Origin of the sequence: Xenorhabdus lircayensis (assembly GCF_016306625.1) — a bacterium.
Classification (GTDB): Bacteria; Pseudomonadota; Gammaproteobacteria; order Enterobacterales; family Enterobacteriaceae; genus Xenorhabdus; species Xenorhabdus lircayensis.
In genome coordinates this window covers 75,168-97,295 of the sequence record NZ_JACOII010000060.1, presented here as the reverse complement: position 1 = coordinate 97,295, position 22,128 = coordinate 75,168, and the positions used below count along the sequence as shown (strand labels likewise).

Genomic DNA, 22,128 nt, shown 5'->3' with positions numbered 1-22,128 from the left:
AGTCAGCGCAAGACGCCGCTGGCTCAGCGACCAAGGCGGACACAGCGCAGCAGGCGGCGGAGCAGTCAGCGCAAGACGCCGCCGGCTCAGCGATCAAGGCGGACACAGCTCAGTCTGAGAAAAACGCAGCAGACTCAGCAACAGAAATGGATAAAAGAATCAATTTAGCTGCTTCTCAAGTAAGTAAAAAGACTGTTAAAGAAGTAAAAGGAAAAAATAAGCGGTTAGATAAGAAAATTGAAGAGAAAACAAAGCATGTAGAAAAGAAAATCGAGGACAAAGCTAACGAGATCTATAAATATGCTCAGAATTTGGATACAAAAATGGGTGAGTACCATGTTCACTCTGAAAAACGCTTTAGCGCATTAGAAACTGAAATGCGCCAGAGTGTTCGTCAATTAGATAGTAAAATTAATCGTGTAGAGAAACGCGCTAATGCCGGTATTGCCAGTGTTGCTGCAATGACCAATATTCCTTTCAGCAATGCAAATCGCTTTAGTGTTGGTGTTGGTTTAGGGCAATATAATGATGGCAGTGCCATTGCGGTTGGTGCTCAGGCTAAACTGACCGAGAATGTGAATGTTAAGGCTTCTACAAGCTGGAACAATGCAGAAGGTGCGGTAATGGGCGCAGGTATTGCGATTGGTTGGTAACATACACGTAAGATAATTATTTGACAGGCGCGATGGCGCCTGTTTTTTATGTATTAAAAGCGGTATTGAACACCTGCAGAAAACCTAATGAAGCATTAACTGATACACTGTTTGAATTAAAATTAATTGGGCTGGCATTTACTGCTTGGGTTGCAGTCAAACCAATAATACCCAAAGTGATTATATTAAGTTATCCTTGATAATATTTTCTTAATTAGAAAGGTGTTAATGATTTTCTATATCAATACGCTATGAGCCCTACGTATTGCGTCCGTAAGAGAAGAGTGAGTATTTAAATAATTTATTTTTGAGAGTTATTTTGTCTGATAAGTATAAATAGATGCTCTTGAATACAAATTGAAGAGCCTAGTTAAATGTGGGTATTTCAAAAATATATCGCTATATGCAATAGATCTTACTCATTAAGAAAGTTTATTTACTAACATAATTTATTGATGTGTTCTACTATAATGGTTAAAAGGAACCCTAGAGTGTGAAATTATTGTATATTTACATGGGTAATATCTGATTTTAAAATTATAGGATGGTAGATATATTTAATAGTTATTTTATGCGGCTTGATTAATGGGCTTTGCGAATGAAAAATAGGGAAGTAAGGGGGGTATTTTGACGCAGTGAGCCAAGAGCCTATTCCATCAGGCTCTTATACCTTCATCTTTCAAGTTGCCTCAGCAAAATATTTATCCCAAATTCGTTGATAAGTACCCTCCGTTTTTATCTCAGTAATGGCTTTATCTACGGCGGCTTTTAATTCAGTGTCGTTTTTACGAAGGAGCACGGCGGTTTGTGCTGCCTGAGTATCAGCGGCAACAATTTTTACCGGTGCATCCGGGCGATGTTTTTTATAGTCGAGATAAGAGAGTCTATCGTTGATCGTCGCATCTGCACGGCCTGTGCTCACCAGTTCCACTTCCTGGCTGAAACCATTGGTGCCGATAATGTCTGCACCATAATTTCTGGCGATCTGGGCAAAGTTATTGGTCAGGGTATGTGCCGATCTTTTCCCTTTTAAGTCGCCGAATGTTTTGATGTCGTTGTTGTCTTTGCGGGTAATCAGTACGGCTTCCGAAATAACATAAGGCAGGGAGAAGCTGTATTTTTTTTCACGTTCTGGGGTAATGGCGATTTGGTTCATCACTGCATCGGAACGTCCGGCATCAAGGCCACCAATTAAACCATCCCACTTACCTTCAACAAATTCAGGCTTCACTTTCATGCGCAACGCGATTTCACGACCGATTTCCACATCAAATCCAGTCAATTTTCCAGAAGCGTCATGATAACTGAATGGGGCATAAGCACCTTCTGTCCCAATCCTGAATATGCCTGAGGATTGGATGTTATCAAGGGTGGATTGCGCATAAGCCAGATGTGTGAAACCAAATTGAACAATGCCCGCCAATAATATATTCAGTACGACTTTCATGCTATTTCTCCGAGGGGGAATTATTGATTTTAAAATTATTACCACTATAACGGGAATATCAAAAGACTTATATATAAAATAAGGTTATATCATATTAAAGTGTGATATAAATTTTTTCTAATTTTCTTACAATAAATAAGGTTTATTATTTATTGGGTGACTTTAATTAAAGGGAAGCATGTCACAAATATTCTTAAAGTAATTGCTATGATATATGGCCTGCTATATCTTTGTTTTTCTACTCATAACATAGCCCAATGATATGGCTATTCTTTCACCATGAAGTATATCGATTACTCCATTACGTTAAATACAACTATGTTAAATACAACTATAAATATAGGTGCCAAGTGTTGAACCCGTTCTTTAGGAAAGGCATGGTTGATTCTTTGCCTGTCTGTATCTCCTTTTTTCTTATTTTTGCTTCGATTGGCGCGCTGTATCAAAGTCATGGTGTTCCATTAATGGAAACGTTGGTCGGATCATTGTTGATATATGCAGCGCCATTGCAGGTGGCTGCGGTAGGTTATCTGGCTAACGGTGCGGTATTCTCCGTTATCATCCTGGCATTGCTGATCAATTTCCGTTTTTTTCTGATGGCCATGGTAATGTCGCAATATTTTCACGGTATTCCAAAGCGAAATATTCTGCTGTCGATGTTGGGATTCAGTGCCAGTACTTATACGTTGACGCATTCACATATCTCCGCGGAAAATATTACGAATGGAAAATCCCAATTTCATTTTTATCTGGGCGTTGCCGTGCCCTGTTTTGTGATTACCTTTTGTGCCACTTTGTTGGGATATATTTCGGCAGAACATCTGAATTATGAATCCCTTTCGCTGTTTTTAGTCATGTTGGTTCCCATTCATTTTGCGTCTCTGACTGCCAAGCGTTCGGGCAAAGATATGTCCGTGTTGGCGACGGTAATGGGCGGGTTGTGCGCACCGTTATTGAATGAAGTGAACATGAAATTAATGGATCTGGCGATCCCTATTTTGTGCGGAGTAGTGATTGCATTATGGGAACGAAAAATCAGAAAGGATAGAACATCATGATGCTGCTGATTGTATTAATGGGACTGATAAGTTTCGTATTAAGGGTGGCTCCTTTCCTGATAAGTAATAATCGGTTATTCAGGGGAAAGAGTTTGCTGATTACTTCGCTGGATTATGCTATTTGTTTTATTCTGGGAACCATTATCGTTAATATTTCCCTGAATAATTTATCCTTGAATGAATTAATCGAGCAATTTGATATTAAATATGTACTCGCATTAGTCACGGTAATACTGGCTTATTTTATCAGCAAATTTACGCAATCAATATTAAAAAGTCTGGTGCTTTCACTGGCATTTTTTATGTTGATGCAGTGGTTGCTGAGTTAAAGGCATACTGAATTAAAAAGCCACTGCAAATAAAATTGCAGTGGCTTCACATGAATAAACTTCAATCAAGAGTATTACAGCGCAGCGATAGTCTCTTTCTGTGCTAATAATTTCTCTTTCGCGGCATTGTTGGTCGCCAGACGTTCGCGCTCTTTCGCAACGACGGCTTCTGGCGCACGGCTGACAAAACCTTCGTTAGCCAGTTTGACTTCAATGCTGCTGATCTCTTTATCCAGCTTTTCGATTTCTTTATCCAGACGCGCCAGTTCTGCCTCTTTATCCACCAAGCCTGCCATTGGGATCAGCACTTCTGCCCCATCGATCAGTTTGGTGACAGAAACAGGTGCTGCTTCTCCTGCCGCCAATACGGTAACAGAAGAAAGACGACCCATCGCCTGAATGAAGTTGAGGTTTTCGGTAACGCGGCGTTGTGCATCGTCATTTGCATTACGCAGCAGAACTTCCAACGGCTTGCTTGGCGCGATGTTCATTTCTGCACGAATGTTACGTACCGCAATGATCGTTTCCTTGATCCATTCCAGATCGCTCAGTGCCAGCTCATCGACTTTCGCCTGATCGAATTCAGGGAAAGATTGCAGCATGATGGTATCTGCATCGATGCCTTTGACGACTTTCACGCGCTGCCAGATGGTTTCGGTGATGAATGGAATGATTGGGTGTGCCAGACGCAGCAGACCTTCCAAGACTTCAATCAGGGTATGGCGAGCTGCGCGGACTTCCGCTTCTGAACCTTTGTTGATAGCCGGTTTTGACAGTTCCAGATACCAGTCACAGAATTGGTTCCATGTGAATTCGTAAAGAATGTTCGCGGCGATGTCGAAACGGTAAGTATCCAGTGCTTCACGATAGGCTTTAATTGTCTGGTTGAACTCTGCCAGAATCCAGCGATCTGCCAGTGACAGCGACATTTCGCTATCATTTTGACCGCAATACTGTTGACCACAATACTGTTGACCACAATCATGGCCCTCTGTATTCATCAGCACGAAGCGACTGGCATTCCACAGTTTGTTACAGAAGTTACGATAACCTTGCAGACGCTTCATGTCCCAGTTGATATCACGACCGGTAGAAGCCAGTGCTGCCAGTGTGAAACGCAGGGCGTCTGTACCGTGGGCTTCAATGCCTTCCGGGAACTGTTTTTCAGTACGATTGCGGATTTTCTCGGCCAGTTGTGGCTGCATCATATTGCCGGTACGTTTTTCCAGCAGCGTTTCCAGCGAAATACCGTCGATCATATCCAATGGGTTGATAACGTTCCCTTTGGATTTTGACATCTTCTGGCCTTCGTCATCGCGGATCAGACCGGTCATGTAAACCGTCTTGAATGGCACCTGAGGCTTGCCGTTTTCATCTTTGATGAAGTGCATGGTCATCATGATCATGCGGGCAATCCAGAAGAAGATAATGTCGAAGCCACTGACCAGCACATTGGTTGGATGGAAGGTTTTCAGTGCTTCGGTCTGCTCAGGCCAGCCGAGTGTGGAGAATGTCCACAGGCCAGAGGAGAACCAGGTATCCAGTACATCTTCGTCTTGGGTCAGGACGATATCTGCACCGAGATTGTTTTCGCGGCGGACTTCTTCTTCATCGCGACCAACATAGACGTTGCCTTGCGCGTCATACCACGCCGGAATACGGTGGCCCCACCACAATTGACGGGAGATACACCAATCCTGAATATCACGCATCCAAGAGTAGTACATGTTTTCGTACTGTTTTGGCACGAATTGGATATCACCGCTTTCAACTGCTTCAATCGCCACTTTTGCCAGTGGTGCAGTGCGAACGTACCATTGGTCGGTCAGCATTGGCTCGATAACCACGCCACCACGGTCGCCGTAAGGAACGGTCAGGTCATGGGGCTTGATCTCAACCAGCAGACCTTGTTTTTCGAACTCTGCCACAATCGCTTTACGGGCAGCGAAACGCTCCATGCCACGGTATTCGGCAGGAATGTCAGTCGAGTAAATATCAGAAACTTCGCCGTTGGTGTCGAACATTTCTGCTGCTTCACGGATATCGCCGTCGAAGGTCAGAATGTTGATCATGGGCAGGTTGTGGCGTTTACCAACTTCATAGTCATTGAAATCGTGGGCTGGGGTGATTTTCACGCAGCCGGTGCCTTTTTCCATGTCCGCGTGTTCGTCGCCAACGATAGGAATGCGACGGTTCACCAGTGGCAGAAGGATCTCTTTGCCAATCAGATCCTTATAACGTGGATCTTCTGGGTTAACCGCAACGCCGGTATCCCCCAGCATGGTTTCTGGGCGGGTCGTGGCAACAATCAGGTAATCCTTGCCTTCAGCGGTTTTTGCACCGTCAGCCAGCGGATAGCGCAGATGCCACATGGAGCCTTTTACGTCGCGGTTTTCAACTTCCAGATCAGAAATCGCGGTACGCAGTTTTGGGTCCCAGTTTACCAGGCGTTTGCCACGGTAAATCAGATCTTCTTGATACAGGCGAACGAAGGCTTCTTTTACGGCTTTGGACAGACCTTCATCCATGGTGAAGCGCTCACGCTCCCAATCCACGGAGTTACCCAGTCGGCGCATCTGGTTGGAGATATTACCACCCGATTCCGCTTTCCACTGCCAAATCTTGTCGATAAAGGCTTCACGGCCATAATCGTGACGGGTTTTACCTTCTTCTGCCGCGATTTTGCGTTCAACAACCATTTGTGTCGCAATACCCGCGTGGTCAGTTCCCGCTTGCCACAGGGTGTTTTTACCCTGCATGCGCTGGTAACGCACCATCGTATCCATGATAGTCTGCTGGAAGGCGTGCCCCATGTGCAGGCTGCCGGTGACGTTTGGTGGTGGAATGACGATGCAGAAACTGTTACGGCTGGTATTGCCGTTAGGCTTGAAATAACCGTTCTGTTCCCAGTGATTATAAAGAGGTTGCTCTATCTCTGTCGGGTTGTACGTTTTATCGAGAGATGGCTCAGATTGCGTTTGATTAGCGGGTGTCTTTTCCATTGTGTCTTGATATTTAATAGGTTGGCGGGGTTGCCATGGTCAAATTAAAGCCGACGCTACGATAGGATTTATATCGTTCGCGAGCTAACTGTTTCAGATTTTCATCAATAGGAACGAAGTCTATCACTTCATGGAAAGCTGTGGCAAAGTCTGCAAAGTGAGGAAGCAGTGTCACCAGCACATCGCGTGGGGCATTGCTTCTTTTTTGTGGCCAGCACAATTCTACAGGGGCGCCGTAACGCGGGCCTTCTCCGGCAAGGTTGTGCGGTACAAATTGACTCGGCTCCCGTTGCCATAATGCTTCGTCCAGTTTTTCGGCCTGTTGCTGGCTTTCACAAGCAATCAGAACCCGCTTCCCTGCACGCCATTGGTCAGTGGCAAGCTGACATGCCAGCCATTCATGTGGCTGTAAATCATCAGAAGATGATGATTGTTCCGGTGACAGCTTTTCCGGCGGCAGCTTTTCCAACAAATAGAAGGTGGCGTTTTTCATAGTTTCTTGGTTACAAGATTACGGAAGCAGTGACGGAAAAGGGTATTGCGTCTGCAATACCCTTAATTCCATTTATTCCCTTCGTCTTTCAAGTTGCAGCTTTGTTGGCTGCGTTTACTCACCCCCGTCACATAGTTATCTATGTTCCCGGTGATTCGTTCCCTTGCCGTCGCGCTGCAACCCGAAATCCATTGGGTATATTCCCTCAATACCTTTGTGCCACATTTTTATCGAGTAAAATGTGTGGCTGGGGCATTAATCATCAGAATTTAAACCTGAACGATTTAACAGGAATTGTGACAGGAGCGCAACCGGACGACCTGTTGCTCCTTTCGCCTTACCTGAACGCCATGCTGTACCAGCAACATCCAGATGCGCCCAGTTGTATTTGGCCGCAAAGCGGGACAGGAAAGCACCTGCGGTAATCGCACCACCGGCACGTCCACACGAGTTTACCATATCGGCAAAATTGGATTCTAACTGTTCGGTATATTCATCACCCAACGGCAGACGCCATGCACGATCCCCCGCTTGTTCTGAAGCGTTCAGCAGTTCATGTGCCAGCGGATTATGGTTGGACATCAGGCCAGTGTAGTGGCTGCCCAACGCGACGACACAAGCGCCTGTCAAGGTTGCGACATCAATGACCAGCTCAGGCTCAAAACGCTCAACAAAAGTCAGCGTATCACACAGCACCAGACGGCCTTCTGCATCCGTGTTGGTCACTTCAACAGTCTGGCCGGACATAGTGGTCAAAATATCTCCCGGACGGTAAGCGCGTCCGCCCGGCATGTTTTCACAGCCTGCCAGAACCCCGATGACATTGATTGGCAATTGCAGCTCGGCGACAACGCGCATAACGCCATAAACCGAAGCTGCACCGCACATATCATATTTCATCTCATCCATGCCTTCGGCTGGCTTGATGGAGATACCGCCGGAGTCGAAAGTCAGCCCTTTGCCCACCAGTATGATAGGTTTCGCATTGGTGTCTTTGCTGCCCTTATACTCCATGACCGCCATCAAGGATTCATTCTGCGAACCTTGACCGACTGCCAGATAGGAATTCATGCCCAGCTCTTTCATCTGCTCTTCGCCAATGACCTTGGTTGTCAGATTATCGGCATTGTCAGCGAGCTGGCGCGCCTGTGATGCCAAATATGCGGCATTACAGATATTGGGAGGCATGTTGGCCAGATCTTTCGTCGCCTTGATACCGGAAGCAATGGCAAGGCCGTGTTGAATGGCACGTTCACCGCTGGTTAATTCGCGGCGGGTCGGCACATTGAACACCATCTTGCGCAGTGGGCGACGCAGTTCATTTTTGCTGCTCTTGAGTTGATCAAAAACATACAGCGACTCTTTTGCCGTTTCGACTGCCTGACGTACTTTCCAGTAGTTGTTGCGCCCCTTCACATGTAGTTCAGTCAAGAAACAAACTGCTTCCATTGAACCGGTTTCATTGAGGGTACTGATCGTCTTCTGGATAATTTGCTTATACTGGCGTTCATCCAGTTCACGTTCTTTTCCACAACCAACCAGCAAAATACGTTCAGACAGCACATTAGGAACATGATGCAGCAACAAGGTCTGACCGACCTTGCCTTCAAGTTCACCACGGCGCAATAACGCACTGATATAGCCGTTACTTATTTTGTCAAGTTGCTCTGCAATAGGGGAAAGACGGCGAGGTTCAAACACGCCGACAATAATACAGGCACTGCGCTGTTTTTCCGGGCTACCGCTCTTTACACTGAACTCCATGCGTTCTCCTGAATCTTAAAGACAAAGACGGATACAACCGCTAAAATATCACGTTCCGCATTAATTCATCCCAAAGAAAATTAACTGTTATGTTAAACTAAGCGCATTATTTTTTGGTACTTAGCTAACGACAAGTATGTTCTAATTGGGAACCATATATGGAATAGCTTTGGTATCATTTTAGCGATGGGGAAGCCAAACTGATGCATATAAATGGTAGATATACGACGAAGTTAGCGACTTTCCTGCAAAAAGACAAGTTTTCACAGGCGTAATAAGCGTGATCATCATTAGATATCTAGTACGGGAAACCCTGAAAAGCCAAATCGCAATACTTTTCATCTTATTGCTGATCTTTTTCAGCCAAAAATTGGTTGAGGTATTGGGTGCGGCGGTGGAAGGAAATATTCCCGCAAATTTGGTTCTATCGTTGTTAGGTCTAGGTGTGCCAGAGATGGCGCAACTTATTTTACCCTTGAGTTTATTTCTCGGGGTATTAATGACGTTCAGCAAACTCTATACCGAAAGTGAGATCACCGTCATGCATGCCTGCGGATTGGGTAAAAGCGTACTGGTGAAATCAGCCCTTATCTTGGCATTACTGACATCAATGCTGGCGGCTGCCAACGTTATTTGGCTTACGCCGTGGTCTTCTAAATATCAAGCACAAGTATTGGCAGATGCAAAGGCCAATCCAAGTCTTGCTGCGATCATGGAAGGGAAGTTCAAGCCTTCCAACGATGGCAACATGGTGCTTTATATCGGCAACGTGAAGGGCAATACTTTTGAGAACGTATTCCTTGCCCAGCTCCGTCCGTCGAATGATCAGCGCCCTTCCGTGGTGATTGCGGATGGCGGTCATATGGAAGAGCGTCCGAATGGTAATCAGGTCGCGGTACTCCATCAGGGGACGCGTTATGAAGGTACGGCACTGCTGCGTGACTTCCGCATTACTGATTTTACCAACTATCAGGCAGTGATTGGGCACCAAAGAGCAGACATCGACAGCGGCAAAGTCGAGCAAAAATCGATTGAGCAGCTTTGGCATGAAACTGACAATGACTCCCGCTCAGAATTTCACTGGCGCCTGACGTTGATTGTATCGGTGCTGATCATGGCGTTGATGGTGGTTCCACTAAGTGTTGTGAACCCGCGTCAGGGGCGCATACTCAGTATGCTACCAGCCATGTTGCTCTACCTGATTTTCTTCCTGCTGCAAAGTTCCCTGCGCTCCAATGGCGGTAGGGGTAAACTTGACCCTATGTTCTGGATGTGGCTGGTCAACGGCGCGTATTTTGCCCTGGCCCTGGCGCTTAATCTGTGGGATACCGTACCAATGCGCAAACTGCGTTCACGCTTTAAGAATCAAGGAGCGTCCTGATGTTTGGGGTATTGGATAGATATATCGGTCGGACAATTCTGCAAACCATTCTGATGACATTGTTCATGCTGGTATCGCTTTCCGGCATCATCAAATTTGTCGATCAGCTACGTAAAGTCGGGCAGGGGGAATATACCGCATTTTCCGCTGGTGTTTATACGTTGCTGAGTGTTCCGAAAGATATCCAGATCTTCTTCCCCATGGCTGCCTTGCTTGGAGCATTATTGGGCTTGGGAGCGCTGGCAACGCGCAGTGAGCTGGTGGTTATGCAGGCTTCCGGCTTTACCCGCCTGCAAGTGGCAGGTTCGGTCATGAAAACGGCGATCCCACTGGTCTTGCTGACGATGGTCATTGGCGAATGGGTTGCCCCACAAGGGGAACAACTCGCCCGTGATTATCGTTCCCAGAAAATGTTTGGTGGCTCTCTGATGTCCACGACCAAAGGCTTGTGGGCGAAAGACGGTCATGATTTTGTCTTTATTCAGAGCGTGGGTAAGGATAATGCCCTGAACGGAGTCAGCATCTATCATTTTGATGATAATAAGAAGCTGTTATCCTTGATATACGCGGCTTCGGCGGTGTATGACAAGGATAATAAGCAATGGAAGTTATCTCAGGTTGAAGAGTCTGATTTAACACAAATTGGGCGAATCACAGGATCACAGCGTATTTCCGCTGATTGGGAAAGCCGGCTGACACCAGAAAAGCTGGGCGTCGTTTCCCTTGATCCTGATGCACTTTCCATTCGCGACCTGCATCAATACATCACATACCTGAAGCAGGGTCAGCAGGATGCCGGACGTTACCAGCTCAATATGTGGAAGAAAGTCTTCGCACCTTTATCGGTTGCGGTAATGATGCTTATGGCACTCTCTTTCATCTTCGGTCCACTGCGCAGCGTACCAATGGGCTTTAGGGTCGTTGTGGGTATCAGCATGGGGTTCGTTTTCTACGTCTTGAATGAGATATTCGGCCCGCTCAGTCTGGTTTACAGTATGCCGCCAATATTGGGAGCACTGCTACCAAGCCTGTTATTCTTTGGAGTGAGTATTTACTTACTTTGGCATAAGAAAACGTAACAGACTGATATTTTTCTACACTTACTTTTTTATCGCCCCTGCGCTTATCGTGGGGGCGATTTGTTTTGAGCCCTTTTATATCTTTCTTTTTATACCCTTAGTACTCACTTTCGGTAAAAATTAGTTTACTTTGGTTACTAATTATTTTACATAAAATGTAACTGCTTCTTGTTGGCGCTCACATCTTGAAATTATTGGTTGTTATTTAGCTAATGTGGGGGGCTGTCATGAAATATCTTAAATGTTTTTCAGAAGGGTTTCATGTTTTTGAAGATGTTCGTAATGATGGGTCTAAAGAGCTGCGTTTGACCATATCGGGTCATGGCATAGTAGGGAATCTTCTGACTTTAGATCTAGAATCCAAACTCATAGATCCAGAAAAATTGTTATCCATTTTAAATAGATACTTTAAACATGAGATGTCTCAATATCGTCATATCCGTTTATTATTTTGCTATTCGGCAGATAGGGGGTGGTGTAGGGATTCTTTTGCGGCCAGATTTTCACGATTATTATCTAATCCTGACCAAGTGGTCGTAGAGGCTTATCAGGGGATAATTAACTTGAGAAACACTAACTATTATGCACCAACTAATTCTTTCGAAGACCTTTCACAGTTCGATTGGCATGCTTCTATTATTAGAGATGGTGAGCCTAAAAGAGTATTATCTTCTGATTATGATATAGATTTTGTACACAATAATCTGTTTAGGCCTACAAATCCACACAGTGAAACTATAAAGACGGCTTTTTGGAACTCGGTGGAGGAGTTTGAAGACACTTTTGAAACTTGTAACCCCGTTTATATAATAGATATTCTTTCTTCTCGTGTATTCTTTTGTAACGGAAGAGCCAGCAGAAATATAAATGATTTTCTTGACAGAGCTAGAACAAGTTAAGAGTAATAATGACATCGCTGATATGGGATATCGGTCATATTATGTTGCAACCAGACTGAGCTTCACACCAGCAAAGCTCAGTCTGTTATTTTTACCTTCAAAAATATACTGTGCTAAATCTGATTATGATTGCGTGCCAATGCAGCAACTAATTCATTAACTCCGCTCGTTACACGGCTAAACTTACTTTGATCTTTGCGCGTCATCACCACAAACACACCGATATTTTGCTCAGGGATCATCGCCATATAAGTATTGAACCCACCGCCGCCGCCAGTTTTCTGATAAATACCGGGAACATCGCCTTTAGCATCCATATAAACCCAACCCAGCCCGATACCACTGGCCAGACCCGCGACATCCATCCCTTTGATTGATGTTAGATCGGCACGTTTGAAATAGATACCCTGTTCACGGCTGGCGGTCTGCTTTCTCAACTGATTCTGGGAAGATAGAAACTGTTGCATCCAGCGTTGCATATCTGCGGGGGTAGAATAAATCCCGCCACTACCTGCGGCGGCAATAGTATTCACGCAAGGGCTAGGCTTAACCCCTGCCATCAAACGGACACATTGGGAATGCGTGGGGGTCAGCGTCGTATCCTTCATGCGATAAGGACGAGTGATTTCTTCTTGTAGCAGGCGAGCATATGGCTCTCCGGTGGCTTTGGAAAGAGCATCCGCCAATAAATCGTAGGCCAGATTTGAATACGAAGCCGTCGTACCGGGCACGGAATCTATCCCTGCGGTTTTCAGCCAAGTCCAGCGGTTTGATTGAGTAGGCCAAATGAACACGGGCCGCCCCCACTTCCCACCCGGTTGCTCCCGTGGCAGCCCACTGGTATGGCTCGCCAGATGATACAGACGGATTGGTTGACCTACGCTATAGTCCGGCACGTGGACACCGTAATAAGTGTACTTCTGCAACGGATCAGTAATCTTAATGCGTTCCTTTTGTGCCAACTTAATCATGACCTCACTGGTCAGCAGCTTGGTAATCGAAGCAATACGAATCACAGAATCCTGACGCGGCCGAACGCCACTCCCTGGATAAGTCTCCCCAAAACTGCGATGCGCGACCTGATTATTATCGATCACCACCATCGCCATCCCCAAAGGATTACCTTCATCAAAGATGGACTGTGAATACTGATCGACCAGCACGGTAGCCATTTTCTTGATATTATCGTTACCCTCAAAAACCTCCCACTTTGCAGGTTGCGCATTGGAGTGCTGAAACTTGTTCTGGTGTGAATTACCAGAATCAGCACAAGCCGAAATCGCCCATGTCAGGGCGGAAACTGCACACAGTTTATATAGCTGTTTTTTCATTTTTGGATTAACCAATCAGGGAGCGCCCAAGTGGGGGGAATAAAGTCGTTATTTGTTTTTCTTAAACAGCACCATAATGGCACCGATAACGATACCCAACAGGATACCTGTAAAAATCCAACTGATGATAGTCATGATAATTTACCTCATAGCAATGTTTTGTTTTGAATTATATAAGGTGTTGATAGGTTGTCTATTGGCAGGAAGGAATTATGAGGGAAGATTTGTGCGGTGTGGCGCTAGCGATGGTTGGATTTTGAGCGGGTTTGGTGAAAAAGTGGAATGAATGATTCTTTTTTCGGCACTTGAACGAAATTGAAAGGATAAGTGTTGCGAATGGACTTCTGACAGGTATAATGACCCCCGTTCTCCGAACCCTTCAGTGCCGAAGTGGCGAAATCGGTAGACGCAGTTGATTCAAAATCAACCGCCTTCGGGTGTGCCGGTTCGAGTCCGGCCTTCGGCACCATCTACACTTCCGTAGATGTCTCATGATGTCCCAGAAATTCAAAAAACCCAATAAAATCAACAAAAGCACTTCTAACAATCTCTCGTAATGTCCATTGCAATCTATGGCATGCGGGGCACAATTGGGGGAACATTCGGTTCGATCAATCGAGGTGCCCCCAAATGAAGCTCAATGCCAGACAGGTAGAGACCACAAAGCCTAAAGACAAGAAATACAAGCTTGCCGATGGTGGTGGCTTATATCTGGAAATCACCCCAAGCGGTGGTAAGTATTGGCGCATGAAATACCGACGCCCAAGAGACAGAAAAGAAGATCGCCTTGCTTTTGGTGTCTGGCCTACGGTTTCTTTGGCTGATGCGAGAGCTAAGCGAGATGAAGCCAAAAAAGCACTGGCGGGGGGAATAGACCCCAAAGACGTACAAAAGGGGGCACATTTAGAAGCGCAGGGGGTACTTACTTTCGAGCATATTGCGCGTGAGTGGCACAGTAAGCAAAAAACTGGAGTGAAGATCATCGCGCCTGTGTGTTGTGTAACCTAGATATGTATATTTTCCCACATATCGGGAAACATGATATCCGCAAGCTGAAAACGAGCCAGTTACGAGCCCCAATAAAAGAAGTCGATGATATCGGGAAAAATGACGTAGCTAAGCGGTTACCCAGGATTGCGTGAACAACTACGTCCACAATTGGTCAACTTTCGAACGTCCCGCTGGGGAAAAGGTGCCTATGGTGCCATTATCCACATCCAGAGCTGGCAGAGTAGCACTGGTATTCTGGGTGACCTAGCGCACATTCGCGTGCGTGAGAAGGTCTGCTGGCAAACACCTGCAAGTGAGGTACAACATTATGCGGAAAGTGGTTACTGCGTGAAGGGAAATCACAATGGGCGCGGCTATATGAGCGGCGATTCAGGCAGCGGTCGCGACGAGCATAGTGCGTTGGGGCCATTTACTACCCCCGAGGCGCTGAGTTTTACCGGCTCCGGTGAACTGGAGTTTGGGATTACTCAGACCTACCAGCAAAGCGATAATAACGGCCTTTTTTGGACCGACATTCCTGATAGCGCCTATAAGGTTCGGCGGGTATTGAGTCGTGAAGGGAATCAACTCCGTATTACCATCCACAAGGAAAACCAAGGTAATCCAGCCGATGCATACAGCAATACGAGTGTGGTGCCCTGAATGGATATTAATCGACACTAAGAATATTGACGTGATTCCGTAGTTTCAACGGAATTAAATTAATTCAGTAAGTTATCTCCTCCTCGGTCATTCATTCTTTGTTTCCGGCTTCCTCCAATGGAGGATTCCGAAATTATAAAAGGGTTAGAGTTAACCCACCATAGCTTGTTGATAATGTTTAAATACCTCATTCCAGAGCATTTAGAATAAAGATGCCTACCGCAGCGCTTATCCAGAGCAATGGGAGTAATTTTATTAGATGTTTCAACTCCATTAAGCCTGTTGCGATATGTAAATAGAGCTCTATTCCAACGCAATCGCTATGGTAGTTTGGAAGGTAATAAAGACAGCATCAAATGGAAAATGATCCATCATATCTCTATTGTCACACCAAAAAGCAGGAAACGTTATGCTGCATTGTTTGAACAATTGACTATACCGAAGATCAAACTCACATCGATTAAAGAGATTAAAAAACAGTTTGATGAATGGGAGCTTACTCGGTAGTTGTTTCCGCAATTCACATTATTCCATTACTACATACAGATAATAAATGAGAATACGGTCAATAAAGCCTTTTGTGTAATGGATGATGTTTTTCTGCTCAAACTATTTACATTGTATTTGACTTGGTAATCATCCTATTTTTATAGAAGTCAAAAGTAGAATTTAGTTTGCCTATAAAGTGCTGTTTTGATATACCATAAATTAATGTCATATTTGGTCTTTCATGATTATAAAACCACAGCCATTTTGTTGAATATTTTTGCAATTCACTCAATGAGATGACAGGTTTTTTTATTGCATAAAATCCAGCGAACAACTTTCATTACAGGTAGTAGGCACAGAAAACCATCCGGATTTTTCCCGTTTCAGTGTCTAATCCAAGAAAATATTTGATAGTTTTGTTTTACTCTGCATGATTGGTTAGAGAATCTAAATCTGAAATTTTTTTTAGCAGATTTAAGTAATCTGGCTTATGCTCAAGGAGCCAATGTAATATTTTAGGATTATTTAGTAACTTTGTAATGTGGGATTTTATAATAACTAATTTAAGTGTGTTTGCACCATAGTGTTCTTCATGTTTTTTAGTTTCTGTTTGAACTAGTGCCATCTCTTTTTCGAGTCTTATAATATTTTTTTGGATATCTGATTTCTCTTTTTTTATATTAGAATTTTTTAATAGTAAATCGGGAGTAGCATGGAGTAAAGATAACGCAAGTTTCGCTGAGAAGTTATCAACACTTATCATTATATTAGCTGATTCAATTTGTCTTAATGGTTGCATTTTCTTTAAGACATTCAAGCTTGCTATTGGTATATGTTTATCCGACAATAGTGAAGTTACTTGAGGAGTTATTCCTTTTGTTATCCGAAAACGACTTTTAAGTGCTTCCTGTGATATATTTAATGCTACGCTTAATTTTTCTATAGAAACCCCTGAGCTTATGGCTTTTTGCAGCATTTTTTGTTCTTCTATCACGGTTAAATGATTTACATGCTTATTGGGTGTATAAGAATCATTGATAGTTGATACAATACAACTGGCTTTTTCTATTCCTAAATCTTTCATTGCTTCAACTCGCAAGTGTCCATCTAAAATTTTTATACTTTTTCCATCATTATCGAAATAAATAATAATTGGTTCTATTAAACCAATTTCTTTTATGGATGATTTTATTTGATTATATTTTATGCTGATTTTTACATTTTCAGGTAAAGATTTACTGACCATCATTTTATCTATAGATATATCAATAAGATTGTCATTAAAACATACTTTAATCATAGATTAATCCTTATGAGGCTGAGCAGTATCAACAATTATTGAAGGAATGCTGGTTAAGTTTTCAGTGGTTAATATTTCATTGAACGATGGTTCTAAAAGTAGTTCGCTAAGAATTTGTTTGGCTAATATTAAATTCTCCATGACGTATTCAGATTTAGCTTGAAGTAATCTATGTTCTTCAACATTCTTTTGGTATATAGATAGCAGTTCTTGGGTGCTAATTTTTTGGCTATTTTGGTGGTATAAATAGTCATGGCTTGTACTACCTTTATTTCCTAAGCTCCTTATTTCTAATATTTTCTTTATTGTTGATACATTCTTATTAGTTATCAAACCATTATTATATGCATCTATAAGTAAGTTTTGATTGTGTTTATCATCAGACCTTGCGAATTTAACTGCAAGAGAAATAGGTATTTGGCTTTGCTCGACAGCTGATAATAGTTTTTGCTCTCCTTTCTCTAATAATAGAATAACACTTCTAACCCAACTTGAAGAATAACCAATAATAGAAGCAATTTCATTATCACATATTCCATTATTTTTCATATCCCTAATTCTTTCGTATAACTCGGTTGCTCTTGGTTTTCTTCTGGCTACATTCTCGCTAAGACTCATGATGTAACCATCTTCTTCGTTAACATCTTTAATTATAGCTGGAACATGTGTGCTATTTAGGTTATATATGGCTTCCATTCTACCTTGTCCACATATCAAAGAGTATTTATATTTTTTATCTTTAATTTTCCTTACTATTATAGGTTTTCGTAGTCCACTGATATCAATGTTGTCCTGAATTTCTTTATGTATAAATTTATTGCGTTGTCTTGGGTTGGAAATTTTGATTAAAGAAATGTCTATCATTTCGATATGATTATCGTTTTGATTTTTTGTCTCTTTCATATATACTCCATTACTTCTCGTCTAGTTAATATTTCAAAGAAAGTATTTAAATTGTCATATCTATAAAGCTCAAGGAAAATTGGATTTTTCTCTTTTATGACGAATTCTTCATAAATAATGTCTAATTTGGGGAGTATATAATAATCAACAGGGTTCTGGTTTTTACTATCCATTCTTATTACAACCGTTATTTCCGGCTCTAATATATTTTCAAATCTTACTTTCCATTTTAATTTCCCTGTTTTTGTTTGTATACAACGTGAAATTACTAATGAAATTGAAAGCTCGTTGTTGATATTTAATAATGAATTTTCTTGTTTATTGATAACGCAATTTTTTGTTTTTATTGATTCTATAAAAGAATTTATTATATTTTTTAATTTTTCTCTTAAAATAGCATTTTCTTGGATAAATGAGTAATCGTGTTCAGGTTTATATCCAATTAAAGTGTAGGCTCTTATTAGACCTCCAAATCGGGATCTGAATACAGAACTTGAAGGGCTGGTCTCATCTTCATCTATTATAAAACCACTTAATCTTCCTTTTTCCTCTAGTTTCTTTCTGAGATAATTGAGTAGATCTTCATTTGTTAAATGTTTACTTCTGTTTTGAATTATTTGTTGGGCCAGAAAGAATTTTTCTTTAGAGATTATAGCTTCAAATGCATTATCGCATCTTATCCATTCACTACTTGGGTTTTTGACGAGTTTCTGTTTAAGTTTAAAAGAAGTTCTATTATAAATGTTATTACCTATATACTTTTCGTTTGTCAGTATCTGATGAACTTTTACTCTGGTCCATACGCTGTTATTTTCGGCAGGTATTCCTCTTTTGTTTAGCTGTATTGCGATAAGATATTCTGGAATATTTTTGAAAATGAATGAGTCATAAATATAATTTACAACCTCTATTTCATTTTTGGGACCAGGAGTTAATATAACTCTGTCTGTTTGGATGCTTTTTCTCTGCCCATATTCAAGAATTAGTTTGGGTTCGTGTCTTTCATTTATCAATTGTCTTCTCAGTCCATATCCAGCCATTCCTCCTTGATGATAGCCTCGTTTTATAAGATTGGCCTGACCAGTAAAAACTTTTTCTGATAAGTTTTTACTATAAGATGCTGCCCCATATCTGAGAATAGGCAAAGCCAGTATATTTATTTCAGGATGATCATCGGACAAGGGCTCCGCACAATAAATTATCTTAACATTATGTGTTTTTAAAATGTAACTATAATGAGCTGCCTCATCAGGATCAGGAAAGCGTCCAAAACGGCTTACATCATAAACTAATATTGCAGTGAGCTCGATACTATGATTGGTGACATCTGCAATTAGTCTTTTGAAAGCATTACGGCCAGATAGGGTTACTCCACTCTTTCCTGAGTCATCATAGGTACGGATAATGACCATATTGTGCTGTTCAGCATACCTTTGAATATAAGCTGATTGGTTTTCGATAGAATATTTTTGGTGCTCAGTTGACATTCTAAGATATTGAGCAACTTTAACCATTTTATTGTTTACGTCATTCATTCACTATCCATATCCCGCTATGAGCAGAAATTATACTGATTAAAATATAGACTAACTCAATATGTTTTTGTGGAATTTGAAAATTTTTCTGCCTGTTGACGATAGTTAGAGCTGATAGGAGTAGTGGCTAGTTAGCACAAATTTGTTAATAAGTTTTGTTTTAACTATTTTATCGATATTTATATTGAGTAGAAAATATTAATTATTCTTTAATGAAATATTATCAAATGGAGTTATTTTATAGTGAGTAAATTGTCGTATATTTGCTATTAAGATTGTCGTATTTTTGCTACGGTGTATCAAACACGTTTTAGAAGGGAATAACTATGACTATCAAGGCTCGTATTCAATCACGATTGAAACGCTCTAAGAGATATGTATTCACCCGTGACGATTTTAAGGATATCGCTGGTTATGATCAGGTCGGTAGGGCACTGCGTGAGTTGGTTAGAGAAGGTCAGCTACTTAAAGTAGGTTATGGTGTTTACACTAAAGCGCGAAAAGACACCATCACGGGTAAAATTATGCCCGCCTCACCAGGAAGTTCTTCCGCTGTTATCGTCGAAGCATTGGAGCGTCTAAATGTAAGCTATCGCTTTGATGGCGCAACAACTGATTATAACCGTGGTAATTCAACACAAGTTCCTGCTACTGTACAGATTAAAACTTCACCTCGTTTTAAGAGAGTATTAACAGTAGGGAAAAGTACATTAAATGGATAACTTAACAGAGTTGTTTGTAGATGTAGCTGATGTGAATCTACTTCTATAGTGGAAGAAGATCACTACGTTGTTGAACTGCGACATTTAATTAGGCCATTAGTATTTGACTCACATCAATTAGTATTTACTGGTGGTACTGCTTTGGCAAAGGCTGACATATCACTTAACCGAATGTCGGAAGATATAGATATTAAGTTGATGCCAAGACCTGAATTTGAAGTTCGATATTCTTGTTCAAGGCGTAGAAATATAAGAAAATATATTGTCCAAACTATATTAGAATCGGTGACATCATCAGGCGTGTTTAGTTTTGATGAGGAATATTCCAAAACAACCTGCGATGAATATCGTTACAATGATATTCCATTACGCTATCCACAGCGTTTAGTTTAGGAAACTGATCTGCACCACCAATACTGGACACGGCGTTAAGCGACATTTTGTAGTTCGTAGTTGATTGGACTTAGATAGCCAAGTGCACTGTGCCTTCTTGTGCGATTATAATCATCGCTAAGTAAAGCCATCCCTCGCTTGTCATTAAATAGGTAATATCTCCTGCCCATTTCTGATTTGTGCTTGTAGCGCTAAAATCTTGCCCAAGTGAATTCGGCGCTACAGGCAACGAATGATTGCCGTCCGTTGTGCATTTAAACTTCCTGGCAGCTTTCGCGACTAATCCTTGATTTTCATGCTATTAGCTATGGTTTTTACGTTTAGGTGATTTCCATCTTCGGAGCGTTCTTTCTGGATTCGACGAGCTCCATCGCGCTGTTTACCCTCGTCGAAAGCGTTCTTCACTTTATCGTCTATCGTCGCTTGTTTTTGTTGCCTGTTAGTTTGTTTGTGACGACGCTTAATCCAGTAATAAAACCCACTACGCGAAACGCCAAACACTTTTGCCATTAGGCGAAAGCTGAAGCACACTAAGTGCTCCAGCATGAATTCGTAGCAATCTACTTTAGATTTTTCGCGAAGTAGGTGGCGACCTTTTTTACAATTTCCAGCTCCTCGGCTTGTTCAGCCAGAAGCCGTTTGAGCCTGGCATTTTCAGCGGCAAGTTCACTCTCTCTGTCGCTGACATTTGCATTCTGCTGTGTCGCTTTACGCCATGCGTATAATTGAGATTCATGGAGCGAGAGTTTTTTAGCCGCTTTCTCCATCCCAATGGCCTTACCTAATTTCAACGCTTCAGCTTTGAATTCTTCATTGTATATAGTTCGTTTTTTAGTTGTCGTCATTGATTCACCTTGTTCGTGATTTTACTCACTTAACTCGGTGTCCAAAACTGATGGGGCGGATCAGTGCGGGATGAACCCTATTTCTGACAATCACAGCGAACTCAATGTCTAAAAAAATACCTAAAAAAATGCGGATCAAACAAGCGGCTATCAAAGCAGGAGCGCAGGGCTGTTATTATCGTGATTGCATTTTTTAAATTCAAATAATATTCCTTTATTGAAGCTCAATTAAAGTAATGTTTAAAAAACATATCAAATAATGTCTTAAGGTATCATTTTATTTTTCAGCCAAATAATTGCTTATTCCTTAACTATAAAAATTAGCAAAGCTAATAAAATTGAAAAATTAATTTTGGAGATAAAAATGAAACTCAGCATAATAATCATTACTGCTTCTATATTGGTTACTCCTTTCGTATCACTGCATGCTAAAACCAATGAAAAAGTTATAGATTGTAAAGAATTAGATGGAAAATCTGGCCAAAATGGTAAAGACGGGATACTTAATAGCAACTGTAAAAATGGAGGTAAAGGTGGCGGCGGCGTACTTCCCGGACAATCAGGAGGAAATGGTGGCGATGGAGCAAATGAGCAAATGGTGCAGATGGCGGAAACGGAGAGGAGGGCGATGATGGAAGCAGTACTAGCCCCAATAAAGAAAGTAGTGCTAAAGAATAATCAGATTAAAAAAGTAATCGCTTAGGCGATCACAAAATTCAATCATAAAGCAAATCAGTTAGCAGGAAACTTTACGTTTATTGTTGATTTTTTTATCTATTCCTATCCCATAATTCGGGGAATTAATCCCTATCCCAATATAGTGATGCGTTTTATGCATACCACATCTTTCAT

The 22,128-nt window shown here is 42.1% G+C and carries 18 protein-coding genes, 1 tRNA gene and 2 pseudogenes; 12 read left to right on the top strand and 9 right to left on the bottom strand.

All coding sequences use genetic code 11. From position 1 onward, the window contains the following. On the top strand, positions 1-653 hold a 653-nt coding region (locus H8A87_RS16955; RefSeq protein ID WP_198691095.1), incomplete at its 5' end, for a YadA C-terminal domain-containing protein. A gap of 679 nt (positions 654-1,332) precedes the next feature. Here the strand turns inward: H8A87_RS16955 and H8A87_RS16950 are convergent. Further along, the gene (locus H8A87_RS16950; RefSeq protein WP_198691094.1) at positions 1,333-2,100 is read right to left on the bottom strand and encodes an amino acid ABC transporter substrate-binding protein; all 768 of its coding nucleotides are present in this window, start codon (positions 2,098-2,100) and stop codon (positions 1,333-1,335) included. Between the two features lie 377 nt (positions 2,101-2,477). Between H8A87_RS16950 and H8A87_RS16945 the strand changes: the two genes are divergently transcribed. Then, positions 2,478-3,158: an AzlC family ABC transporter permease gene (locus H8A87_RS16945; RefSeq protein ID WP_198691093.1), complete on the top strand. Its 681-nt coding sequence runs from the start codon at positions 2,478-2,480 to the stop codon at positions 3,156-3,158. Continuing rightward, on the top strand, positions 3,155-3,487 hold the full coding sequence (locus H8A87_RS16940; RefSeq protein ID WP_198691092.1) for an AzlD domain-containing protein: 333 nt from the start codon (positions 3,155-3,157) through the stop codon (positions 3,485-3,487). Before H8A87_RS16945 ends, H8A87_RS16940 begins: the two co-directional genes overlap by 4 nt. Positions 3,488-3,561: 74 nt before the next feature. Here the strand turns inward: H8A87_RS16940 and H8A87_RS16935 are convergent, their stop codons facing one another. The 3 genes from H8A87_RS16935 to pepA form a co-directional block, all read right to left on the bottom strand. Further along, positions 3,562-6,489, bottom strand: a complete 2,928-nt coding sequence (locus H8A87_RS16935) for a valine--tRNA ligase (RefSeq protein ID WP_198691091.1) — start codon at positions 6,487-6,489, stop codon at positions 3,562-3,564. 13 nt (positions 6,490-6,502) lie between these two features. Then, positions 6,503-6,982 (bottom strand): DNA polymerase III subunit chi, encoded by a 480-nt coding sequence (locus H8A87_RS16930; protein ID WP_198691090.1) that lies wholly within the window; start codon positions 6,980-6,982, stop codon positions 6,503-6,505. 255 nt (positions 6,983-7,237) lie between these two features. Continuing rightward, the gene (gene pepA, locus H8A87_RS16925; protein WP_198691089.1) at positions 7,238-8,746 is read right to left on the bottom strand and encodes a leucyl aminopeptidase; all 1,509 of its coding nucleotides are present in this window, start codon (positions 8,744-8,746) and stop codon (positions 7,238-7,240) included. 280 nt (positions 8,747-9,026) lie between these two features. Here pepA and lptF point away from each other — a divergent pair, with 280 nt between their 5' ends. The 3 genes from lptF to H8A87_RS16910 all read left to right on the top strand — a co-directional run bounded on the left by lptF (position 9,027) and on the right by H8A87_RS16910 (position 12,105). Continuing rightward, complete coding sequence (gene lptF / locus H8A87_RS16920; RefSeq protein WP_198691088.1) at positions 9,027-10,127, top strand: LPS export ABC transporter permease LptF; 1,101 nt, start codon at positions 9,027-9,029, stop codon at positions 10,125-10,127. Then, positions 10,127-11,206, top strand: a complete 1,080-nt coding sequence (gene lptG / locus H8A87_RS16915) for an LPS export ABC transporter permease LptG (RefSeq protein WP_198691087.1) — start codon at positions 10,127-10,129, stop codon at positions 11,204-11,206. The genes lptF and lptG overlap by 1 nt, the downstream gene beginning before the upstream one ends. A gap of 227 nt (positions 11,207-11,433) precedes the next feature. Beyond that, positions 11,434-12,105, top strand: coding sequence for a hypothetical protein (locus tag H8A87_RS16910; RefSeq protein WP_198691086.1), 672 nt, complete (start codon positions 11,434-11,436; stop codon positions 12,103-12,105). A gap of 113 nt (positions 12,106-12,218) precedes the next feature. On the opposite strand, the gene ampH is transcribed toward H8A87_RS16910, so the two are convergent. Next, positions 12,219-13,436 carry a D-alanyl-D-alanine-carboxypeptidase/endopeptidase AmpH gene (gene ampH / locus H8A87_RS16905; RefSeq protein ID WP_198691085.1) on the bottom strand — a complete coding sequence of 406 codons (1,218 nt, stop codon included), beginning with the start codon at positions 13,434-13,436 and terminating at the stop codon, positions 12,219-12,221. Positions 13,437-13,820: 384 nt separating this feature from the next. Here ampH and H8A87_RS16900 point away from each other — a divergent pair. From H8A87_RS16900 to H8A87_RS16890, 3 genes and pseudogenes are all read left to right on the top strand, one after another. After that, a tRNA-Leu gene (locus H8A87_RS16900) sits at positions 13,821-13,905 on the top strand. 161 nt (positions 13,906-14,066) lie between these two features. Further along, positions 14,067-14,563 (top strand): annotated as a pseudogene (locus H8A87_RS16895) (tyrosine-type recombinase/integrase); the annotation flags it as partial. Positions 14,564-14,570: 7 nt separating this feature from the next. Next, entirely contained in the window at positions 14,571-15,089 is a 519-nt protein-coding gene (locus H8A87_RS16890) for a hypothetical protein (RefSeq protein WP_198691084.1), read from the top strand. Positions 15,090-15,999: 910 nt separating this feature from the next. Here the strand turns inward: H8A87_RS16890 and H8A87_RS16880 are convergent. Genes H8A87_RS16880 through H8A87_RS16870 form a run of 3 tightly spaced genes read right to left on the bottom strand, consistent with a single transcriptional unit; the run spans position 16,000 to position 19,316 of the window. Continuing rightward, positions 16,000-16,878, bottom strand: a complete 879-nt coding sequence (locus H8A87_RS16880; protein WP_198691082.1) for a ParB/RepB/Spo0J family partition protein — start codon at positions 16,876-16,878, stop codon at positions 16,000-16,002. A 3-nt stretch (positions 16,879-16,881) separates the two neighbouring features. Further along, entirely contained in the window at positions 16,882-17,781 is a 900-nt protein-coding gene (locus H8A87_RS16875) for a ParB/RepB/Spo0J family partition protein (protein ID WP_198691081.1), read from the bottom strand. Beyond that, entirely contained in the window at positions 17,778-19,316 is a 1,539-nt protein-coding gene (locus tag H8A87_RS16870; RefSeq protein WP_198691080.1) for a recombinase family protein, read from the bottom strand. The genes H8A87_RS16875 and H8A87_RS16870 overlap by 4 nt, the downstream gene beginning before the upstream one ends. A 326-nt stretch (positions 19,317-19,642) precedes the next feature. Between H8A87_RS16870 and H8A87_RS16865 the strand changes: the two genes are divergently transcribed. Together H8A87_RS16865 and H8A87_RS20050 are read left to right on the top strand one after the other, a co-directional pair. Continuing rightward, a complete protein-coding gene (locus tag H8A87_RS16865) occupies positions 19,643-20,038 on the top strand; it encodes a DUF6088 family protein (protein WP_198691079.1) in 396 nt (131 codons plus the stop codon). A gap of 48 nt (positions 20,039-20,086) precedes the next feature. Next, on the top strand, positions 20,087-20,431 hold the full coding sequence (locus H8A87_RS20050) for a nucleotidyl transferase AbiEii/AbiGii toxin family protein (RefSeq protein ID WP_332460393.1): 345 nt from the start codon (positions 20,087-20,089) through the stop codon (positions 20,429-20,431). A 106-nt stretch (positions 20,432-20,537) separates the two neighbouring features. Here the strand turns inward: H8A87_RS20050 and H8A87_RS20045 are convergent. Further along, positions 20,538-21,276, bottom strand: a pseudogene (locus H8A87_RS20045) (IS3 family transposase); the annotation flags it as partial. 364 nt (positions 21,277-21,640) lie between these two features. On the opposite strand from H8A87_RS20045, the gene H8A87_RS16845 reads away from it, so the two are divergent. Then, on the top strand, positions 21,641-21,979 hold the full coding sequence (locus H8A87_RS16845; protein WP_232370332.1) for a hypothetical protein: 339 nt from the start codon (positions 21,641-21,643) through the stop codon (positions 21,977-21,979). Positions 21,980-22,128: the final 149 nt, after the last annotated feature.

What these genes read in the sequence shown, in the direction of transcription:
- ampH (WP_198691085.1), bottom strand. Translation starts at nt 13,436, where the DNA reads ATGAAAAAACAGCTATATAAACTGTGTGCAGTTTCCGCCCTGACATGG.
- H8A87_RS16945 (WP_198691093.1), top strand. Translation starts at nt 2,478, where the DNA reads ATGGTTGATTCTTTGCCTGTCTGTATCTCCTTTTTTCTTATTTTTGCT.
- H8A87_RS16950 (WP_198691094.1), bottom strand. Translation starts at nt 2,100, where the DNA reads ATGAAAGTCGTACTGAATATATTATTGGCGGGCATTGTTCAATTTGGT.
- H8A87_RS16845 (WP_232370332.1), top strand. Translation starts at nt 21,641, where the DNA reads ATGAAACTCAGCATAATAATCATTACTGCTTCTATATTGGTTACTCCT.
- H8A87_RS16880 (WP_198691082.1), bottom strand. Translation starts at nt 16,878, where the DNA reads ATGATTAAAGTATGTTTTAATGACAATCTTATTGATATATCTATAGAT.
- H8A87_RS16930 (WP_198691090.1), bottom strand. Translation starts at nt 6,982, where the DNA reads ATGAAAAACGCCACCTTCTATTTGTTGGAAAAGCTGCCGCCGGAAAAG.
- H8A87_RS16875 (WP_198691081.1), bottom strand. Translation starts at nt 17,781, where the DNA reads ATGAAAGAGACAAAAAATCAAAACGATAATCATATCGAAATGATAGAC.
- H8A87_RS16935 (WP_198691091.1), bottom strand. Translation starts at nt 6,489, where the DNA reads ATGGAAAAGACACCCGCTAATCAAACGCAATCTGAGCCATCTCTCGAT.
- H8A87_RS16910 (WP_198691086.1), top strand. Translation starts at nt 11,434, where the DNA reads ATGAAATATCTTAAATGTTTTTCAGAAGGGTTTCATGTTTTTGAAGAT.
- H8A87_RS16940 (WP_198691092.1), top strand. Translation starts at nt 3,155, where the DNA reads ATGATGCTGCTGATTGTATTAATGGGACTGATAAGTTTCGTATTAAGG.
- H8A87_RS16865 (WP_198691079.1), top strand. Translation starts at nt 19,643, where the DNA reads ATGACTATCAAGGCTCGTATTCAATCACGATTGAAACGCTCTAAGAGA.
- lptG (WP_198691087.1), top strand. Translation starts at nt 10,127, where the DNA reads ATGTTTGGGGTATTGGATAGATATATCGGTCGGACAATTCTGCAAACC.
- H8A87_RS16870 (WP_198691080.1), bottom strand. Translation starts at nt 19,316, where the DNA reads ATGAATGACGTAAACAATAAAATGGTTAAAGTTGCTCAATATCTTAGA.
- pepA (WP_198691089.1), bottom strand. Translation starts at nt 8,746, where the DNA reads ATGGAGTTCAGTGTAAAGAGCGGTAGCCCGGAAAAACAGCGCAGTGCC.